We start from the raw sequence: 6,415 nt of genomic DNA, 5'->3' as shown, positions 1-6,415 counted from the left end.
TGCTGGTTTTTTTTTTTTTTTTATTTTTGTTCGGCCGCCCCCCATACTCACAGGGGCCATGTTGTCGCGCACGGTCAGTGGGTCCGGTCGACCCGTCGAGGAGAACCATGTCCACGTACCGCGCATTCGAGGTCACAGGCGCCCGCAACTTCGAGCTCGTCACCCGCGAGGTCGTCGCCCCGCCCGCCGGGCACGTGCGGCTGAGGGTGGAGACCTGCGGCGTCTGCCACTCCGACGCGCTCGCCGTGGAGGGCCTGCGGGCCGACCCGTCGCAGCCGGTCGTCCCCGGCCACGAGGTCGTCGGCGTCATCGACGCCGTCGGCGAGGGCGTGAGCGCCTGGCGCGTCGGCGACCGGGTGGGCGTCGGCTTCCTGGGCGGGCACTGCGGCGAGTGCACGTCCTGCCGACGCGGGGACTTCGTCAACTGCACCGACCAGCCGCAGACCGGCACCACCACCGACGGCGGTTACGCCGAGGTCCTCGTCACCCGCAGCAGCGGCCTGGTCCGGGTACCGGACGAGCTCTCCCCCACCCTCGCCGCCCCGCTGCTGTGCGCCGGGCTCACGACCTTCAGCGCCCTGCGCCGGCTGGACGTCCGCCCCGGCGCGCTCGTCGCGGTCCAGGGCATCGGCGGCCTCGGCCACCTGGGCCTCCAGTACGCCGCCCGGCTCGGCTACCGCGTCGCGGCCATCGCCCGCGGCCAGGAGAAGGAGAAGCTCGCCCTCGAACTCGGCGCGAGCCACTACATCGACAGCTCGGCGCAGGACCCCGGAGCCCAGCTGCGCAAGCTGGGCGGCGCGGACGCCATCGTCGCCACCGCGGCGAACGGCACGTCGATGACGCCGCTGGTCCCCGGACTCGCCCCGCGCGGGCACATGGTCGTGGTCGGCGTCTCCATGGACCCGGTCTCCGTCGCCACGACCGACCTCGTCCTCGGTTCGCGCACCATCAGCGGGAGCCTGACCGGCTCCGCGATCGAGAACGAGGACAACCTCGAGTTCAGCTCGCGCTCCGGCATCCGCCCGATGGTCGAGACGATGCCCCTGTCGCGGGCACCCGAGGCCTACGAGCGCATGATGTCCGGCAAGGCCCGCTTCCGGGTGGTCCTGGACGCGGCTGCCTGACCCGGCGGGCCATGCCCTGCCGGGTGTATTTTTGACAGATCAGAGACGACTGGCCATATTGCGGTGCGGAGGTGGCACCATGGCCCGGCAGAGCATGCGCGAGGCGATCGTCGACGCGGCGGTCGCACAGTTCCACGCGAAGGGGTACAACGCCGCAGGCGTGAAGGACATCACGGACGCGGCCGGCGTTCCGAAGGGGTCGTTCTACAACCACTTCGACAGCAAGGAGTCGCTGGCCCTCGTCGCGCTCGACCGCTACGGCGCGGGCCGGCGGACGCACGAGCTGGCGGAACCCGGCACCGCGCCGCTGGCGCGGCTGCGCGCGCACTTCGAGTTCCTGCGCGACGAGACCGTGGACGCGGACTTCACCCGGGGCTGCATGATCGGCAACTTCGGCGCCGAGATCGCCGACCACAGCGAGACGATCCGCGCGGGCGTCCGTGCGTCCCTCGGCCAGTGGGCCTCGTCGATCTCCGGCGCGCTCGCCGAGGCACAGCAGGCCGGCGACCTGCGGGCGGACCTCGACACCGAACGGACGGCCCGGTTCATCCTGAACACCTGGGAGGGCACGCTGATCGCCGCGCGTTCCGGCCGCTCGGGCGAGGCCTTCGACGACTTCTTCGAAACGGTCTTCGGAACGCTGCTCGCACCGCCGCCGCCCCCGGCGGCATGACGGCCCGGTGCCCGGACGCCCCACGGCGACCGGGCACCGGCTTCCCGCGGACGACCGAAGTGCCGTCCAGCCCGTCGCCCTCGACGCCGCGCACCCGGTGCGGCCCGGTCAGACAAAATGGTGACCCTGCACGACGTGACCGGAGGGCGGACGACCATGTGCGTGATCGACACCGCGGCCAAGCAGGCCATGGTCGCCCGGTTCCTGCGCGACCATCCGGACGCGGGCGGGGACGGTGCGGCGCATCCCGCGCTGCGCGGCTGCGCCGAAGTGCCGTGGGCCGACTTCCCCGGCTGCCCCGGCGGGCTCCCGGCTGTCCTCCACACGCTGCTCGACCAGCGTGCCGCCCCCGAGGCCGCGCGGGTGCTCACCAACGTCCTGATGGACGGTGTCTTGCGGATGGGCGCCGCGATGCCGGCCGCCCTGCCGTTCGTGATCCGTCTTGCCGCGGACCCGGAGGTCCCGGTGCGGTCCGCGCTGGTCGACCTCGTCGCCGTCGCGGCCGAACTCGCCCGGCCCGTCGACCCGGGGAACGAGCGCGCGGTGCTCCTCTCGGGGCCGGACGGCGATCACCCGGAACGCGCGCAGTGCCGGGCCGTGCTCGCCGCGCACGGCGCCCTGGTCCGCACGCTGCTCGGCGACGACGCTCCGCCCGCCTGACGGGGAACCCGGCCCGCCCCGGCTTCCGGCCCCTCAAGTGGGCCGGTTCCGGCGCCGGTTGGGGCGCGGAAGCGACTGCGGCACCCATGGCGCGGGCCACAACCCCCCGATTGGCCCTGGCCGGTGGCGCCCGGACCTCCGTACGCTCGCCGGCATGCGGATTCGTATCGTCGACGCCTTCACCGACCGCCCCTTCGCCGGCAACCCCGCGGGCGTCCTGCTGCTGGACGCGGACGCATTCCCCGACGACGGCTGGCTCCAGCGGGTGGCCGCCGAGGTCAACCTCTCCGAGACCGCCTTCGCCCACCCCACGCCGGGCGCCCAGGACGCGGACTGGGCCCTGCGCTGGTTCACCCCCAAGGCCGAGGTGAACATGTGCGGGCACGCCACCCTGGCCACCGCGCACATCCTGCACAGCACCGGCGCCGCCCGCGGTCCGGTGCGGTTCGGCGCCCGCTGCGGCATCCTCACGACGACGGCCGACGACGACGGCACCATCACCATGGACTTCCCCGTAGCCCCGCTGACCTCGGCCGTCGTCACCGACGACATCGGCGTCGCGATCGGCGCCGACGTGCTGTCGGTGCACGAGACCGGCGACGACGTGGGCGACCTGCTGGTGGAGGTCGTCGACGAGAAGACCGTGCGGGCGCTCACCCCCGATGTCGCTGCCGTCGCCGCCCTGCCGTCCAAGCGCGGGCTCATCGTGACGGCCGCAGCCGAGTCCCCGGCGACGACCGGCTACGACTTCGTCTCGCGCGGCTTCTTCCCCGCCGTCGGCATCGACGAGGACCCGGTGACCGGCAGCGCCCACACCGCCCTGGCGCCGTTCTGGTCGCGGCGACTGGGCCGCGACGAGCTCACCGGGTTGCAGGCCTCGGCGCGTTCGGGCCTGGTGCGGACGGTGCTGCACGGTGACCGCGTGCGGCTCAGCGGCCGTGCCGTCACCGTGATCGACGGCGAGCTGCACGCCCACCCGTAGCGGGGCCTCACGCGGTCGGCAGCCAGCCGACCTTCCCGGCGAGCAGCGCGTAGCCCACGAAGGCCACGATGTCGATCAGCGCGTGGGCCGCCACCAGCGGCCCCACCCGGCCCCAGCGCCGGTAGAGCAGGACGAAGACGACGCCCATCGCCATGTTCCCGATGAGCCCGCCGATGCCCTGGTAGAGGTGGTACGAGCCGCGCAGCACGCTGCTGGCCACCAGCGCGCCGACCGGCGTCCAGCCCAACTGGCCCAGTCTGCGCAGCAGGTAGCCGACGACGACGACCTCTTCGAGCACCGCGTTCTGGACCGCGGAGGCGATCAGCACGGGGATCTTCCACCAGACGTCGGGCAGCGACTCCGGCACGACCGTCAGGTTGAACCCGGAGGCGCGCGCGCCCAGGTAGAACAGCAGCCCGGTGCCACCGATGGCCGCGGCCACAGCGGCGCCGCGCAGCAGGTCGGTCCGCGGGCGGCGCAGGTCGAAGCCGATGGCCGGCATGCCGGTGCCCTCGCGGGCCAGCAGGTGGGCCACGAGCGCGACCGGGACGAGCGCGGTGGCGACACCGAACAGCTGCCAGGCCAGGTCCAGCCACGGACGGCCCGGCGCCTGCGAGCCGACGAGGGTGGCCGCCTGGTCCTTGAGCCCGCCGGGCTTGGTCAGCGAACCGATGAAGCTGATCAGCGCCGCGAGCGCGCTCGCCCCGAGCGACAGCGCGAGCACCAGGAGGGTCTCGCTGCGCAGCGCGCGCGGGCCGAGCCGCTCCACCGACCCGGCCCCGGACCCGCCCGGCTCCGCCGCATTCCCGTCCACAGATGCCTCCACCCGCGCCATCCTGCCTCATCGGCCGGGCGGCACGGACGGCGGCTCAGCGTTCCAGGGGCCACTCGTGCACGGGGGCGCCGGTGTGCATCAGCTCGCAGTAGCGCAGGGTCATCGCGGCCAGCGCCCGCTGCCGGTCCAGTCCGCGGTCCAGCTCCTGGTGGAAGGCGACGGCCTGCCACTCGGCGCCGTTCGTGCGCTTGCGGCAGCGGCCCTCGATGATGCCGAGGTAGTGGTCCCGGTCCACCGGGTCGATGCCCCACGCGTCCAGTCCGGCGGCCGCCATCGGGAGCAGTTCGTCCAGGACGAGTTCGACGGCCCCGATCTCCACGAGGCCGTTGCCGCGGCCCGGCCGGGGCCAGGTGAACACCGCGTCGATGCCGTACCGGCACGCGGCGTCGAAGTTCGCCGCGGCGGCCGCGAACGGCAGCCTGCTCCACACCGGGCGCGACGCCTCGGCGAGGGAGCGGACGAGCCCGTAGTAGAAGGCCGTGTTGGCGAGCACGTCGGCGACGGTGGGCCCGGCGGGCATCACCCGGTTCTCCACCCGCAGGTGCGGCACGCCGTCGACGACCGCGTACACCGGGCGGTTCCAGCGGTAGATCGTGCCGTTGTGCAGGGTGAGTTCCTTCAGCTGCGGCACCCCGCCCTCGTCCAGGACGTGCAGCGGGTCCTCGTCCTCGCAGATCGGCAGCAGGGAGGGGAAGTAGCGCACGTTCTCGGCGAAGAGGTCGTACGCGGAGTCGATCCAGCGCTCGCCGAACCAGGTCAGCGGGCGCACGCCCTGGGCCCGGTGCTCCTCGGGGCGGGTGTCGGTGGCCTGCTGGAACAGCGTGGGGCGGGTCTCCCGCCACAGCTCACGGCCGAACAGGAAGGGCGAGTTGGCGCCGAGCGCGACCTGAGGGCCGGCCACCACCTGCGCCGCGTTCCACACCGCGGCGAACCGCGCGGGGGTGACCTGCAGGTGCATCTGCATCGAGGTGCACGCGGCCTCCGGGGCGATCGAACCGGAGACGCAGGTCAGCCGCTCCACCCCCGAGATGTCCAGGGTGATGTCCTCGCCGCGGGCGGCGAGGATGCGGTCGTTGAGCAGCATGTAGCGGTCGACGCGGGACAGGTTGGCACCGACCAGGTCCTGCGCGCCGAGAGTGGGCAGGATTCCCACCATCACGATGCGGGCGCCGACCTCGCGGGCCTTTCCCTCGGCATATCCCAGGCCCATGCGCAACTCTTCTGCGAGCCGGTCCAGGACCCGGCCGGAAAGCCGGTGCGGGGCGATGTTCACTTCAATGTTGAACTGTGCGAGTTCGGTCTGGAAATCACGGCTCGCGATGCGCTCGAGGACCTCCTCGTTCATCATGCGCGGCAGCCCGTCGCGGTCGGTGAGATTGAGTTCGATCTCCAGCCCCATCAGATTGCGGGGGCGGTCGAATCGCTTCTCCTCCAGCAGTCGCTCCAACCCCAGCAGGCACTGCTTCAGCTTCCTGCGGTAGCGCTGGCGGTCGGCCAGGTCGAACCCCGTGGCCGCGACCTTTTCCCCCATCGGAGGTCCTTCCTCGAGTGGGCCGTGATCACATCATGCCCAGCCCTGAGATCGATAAGGCCCCCGGCGCCTGCGCCGAGCCGCTAAGCTGGCCACGAGCACCGTCTTGCGGCACATTCCGCGGGCATGGACGGAATTCACATGCCGACGGCGGCAGTGTCGTGAAAAGCACCGACGAGATTCAGCCATCCGCAGTAACGCGGAAAGCGCAGTTCACGGCGTGGGCGACGGCGCAATTGGGGAGCTATTACCTGCCCAGGGTGACCTGGAAGCGCCTTGCCCGTAATATCACTGACGGCTAGATGAAACACTGCGCGAACACTCCTCGTATATCCTTCGTTCACAGGCAGAGCCTCCGCGACCCGCCGCGCGCCCGCGACGCATCCGGCCACGGGAAGGGATCCGCATGCCCACGCTGATTCCGTACGTCGCCGCCCCCACGCGCCCCGCGGATCCGGGCTGTCCCGGCCTGCTGCCGTTTCGTCTGCTCCATCGCTGACAGTGCTGTCCGCACCCCGCCGAACACCCCCCGTGTCTCCTCATGAGAGGCCGCCCACCATGCCGCTGCAGGTAGCCCCAGCCCCCGCTCCCGCCCTGCGGAGCGTTCTCG

At 72.2% G+C, this 6,415-nt stretch carries 6 protein-coding genes; 4 read left to right on the top strand and 2 right to left on the bottom strand.

The annotated features are described in order from the left end of the window. Positions 1-107: 107 nt before the first annotated feature. The 4 genes from PV350_RS43240 (at position 108) to PV350_RS43225 (ending at position 3,439) form a co-directional block, all read left to right on the top strand. Positions 108-1,124 carry an alcohol dehydrogenase catalytic domain-containing protein gene (locus PV350_RS43240; RefSeq protein WP_499510555.1) on the top strand — a complete coding sequence of 339 codons (1,017 nt, stop codon included), beginning with the start codon at positions 108-110 and terminating at the stop codon, positions 1,122-1,124. A 79-nt stretch (positions 1,125-1,203) separates the two neighbouring features. Further along, entirely contained in the window at positions 1,204-1,797 is a 594-nt protein-coding gene (locus PV350_RS43235; protein ID WP_499510556.1) for a TetR/AcrR family transcriptional regulator, read from the top strand. 135 nt (positions 1,798-1,932) lie between these two features. After that, positions 1,933-2,457 carry a hypothetical protein gene (locus PV350_RS43230; protein WP_499510557.1) on the top strand — a complete coding sequence of 175 codons (525 nt, stop codon included), beginning with the start codon at positions 1,933-1,935 and terminating at the stop codon, positions 2,455-2,457. 154 nt (positions 2,458-2,611) lie between these two features. After that, the gene (locus PV350_RS43225) at positions 2,612-3,439 is read left to right on the top strand and encodes a PhzF family phenazine biosynthesis protein (protein WP_499510558.1); all 828 of its coding nucleotides are present in this window, start codon (positions 2,612-2,614) and stop codon (positions 3,437-3,439) included. Positions 3,440-3,446: 7 nt separating this feature from the next. Here PV350_RS43225 and PV350_RS43220 read toward each other — a convergent pair whose 3' ends face one another. Together PV350_RS43220 and PV350_RS43215 are read right to left on the bottom strand one after the other, a co-directional pair. Beyond that, entirely contained in the window at positions 3,447-4,274 is an 828-nt protein-coding gene (locus tag PV350_RS43220) for a CPBP family intramembrane glutamic endopeptidase (protein ID WP_499510559.1), read from the bottom strand. Between the two features lie 34 nt (positions 4,275-4,308). Then, entirely contained in the window at positions 4,309-5,805 is a 1,497-nt protein-coding gene (locus PV350_RS43215) for a glutamate-cysteine ligase family protein (RefSeq protein ID WP_500325234.1), read from the bottom strand. Positions 5,806-6,415: the final 610 nt, after the last annotated feature.

This window comes from Streptomyces sp. PA03-6a, assembly GCF_033792765.1.
Taxonomy (GTDB): domain Bacteria; phylum Actinomycetota; class Actinomycetes; order Streptomycetales; family Streptomycetaceae; genus Actinacidiphila.
Note: the sequence above shows the minus strand (reverse complement) of the source record. Positions and strands in the feature narration are given on the sequence as shown.

Excerpts from the sequence above, each read along its gene's own strand:
- PV350_RS43240 (WP_499510555.1), top strand. The coding sequence starts at position 108 with ATGTCCACGTACCGCGCATTCGAGGTCACAGGCGCCCGCAACTTCGAG.
- PV350_RS43235 (WP_499510556.1), top strand. The coding sequence starts at position 1,204 with ATGGCCCGGCAGAGCATGCGCGAGGCGATCGTCGACGCGGCGGTCGCA.
- PV350_RS43225 (WP_499510558.1), top strand. The coding sequence starts at position 2,612 with ATGCGGATTCGTATCGTCGACGCCTTCACCGACCGCCCCTTCGCCGGC.
- PV350_RS43220 (WP_499510559.1), bottom strand. The coding sequence starts at position 4,274 with ATGGCGCGGGTGGAGGCATCTGTGGACGGGAATGCGGCGGAGCCGGGC.
- PV350_RS43215 (WP_500325234.1), bottom strand. The coding sequence starts at position 5,805 with ATGGGGGAAAAGGTCGCGGCCACGGGGTTCGACCTGGCCGACCGCCAG.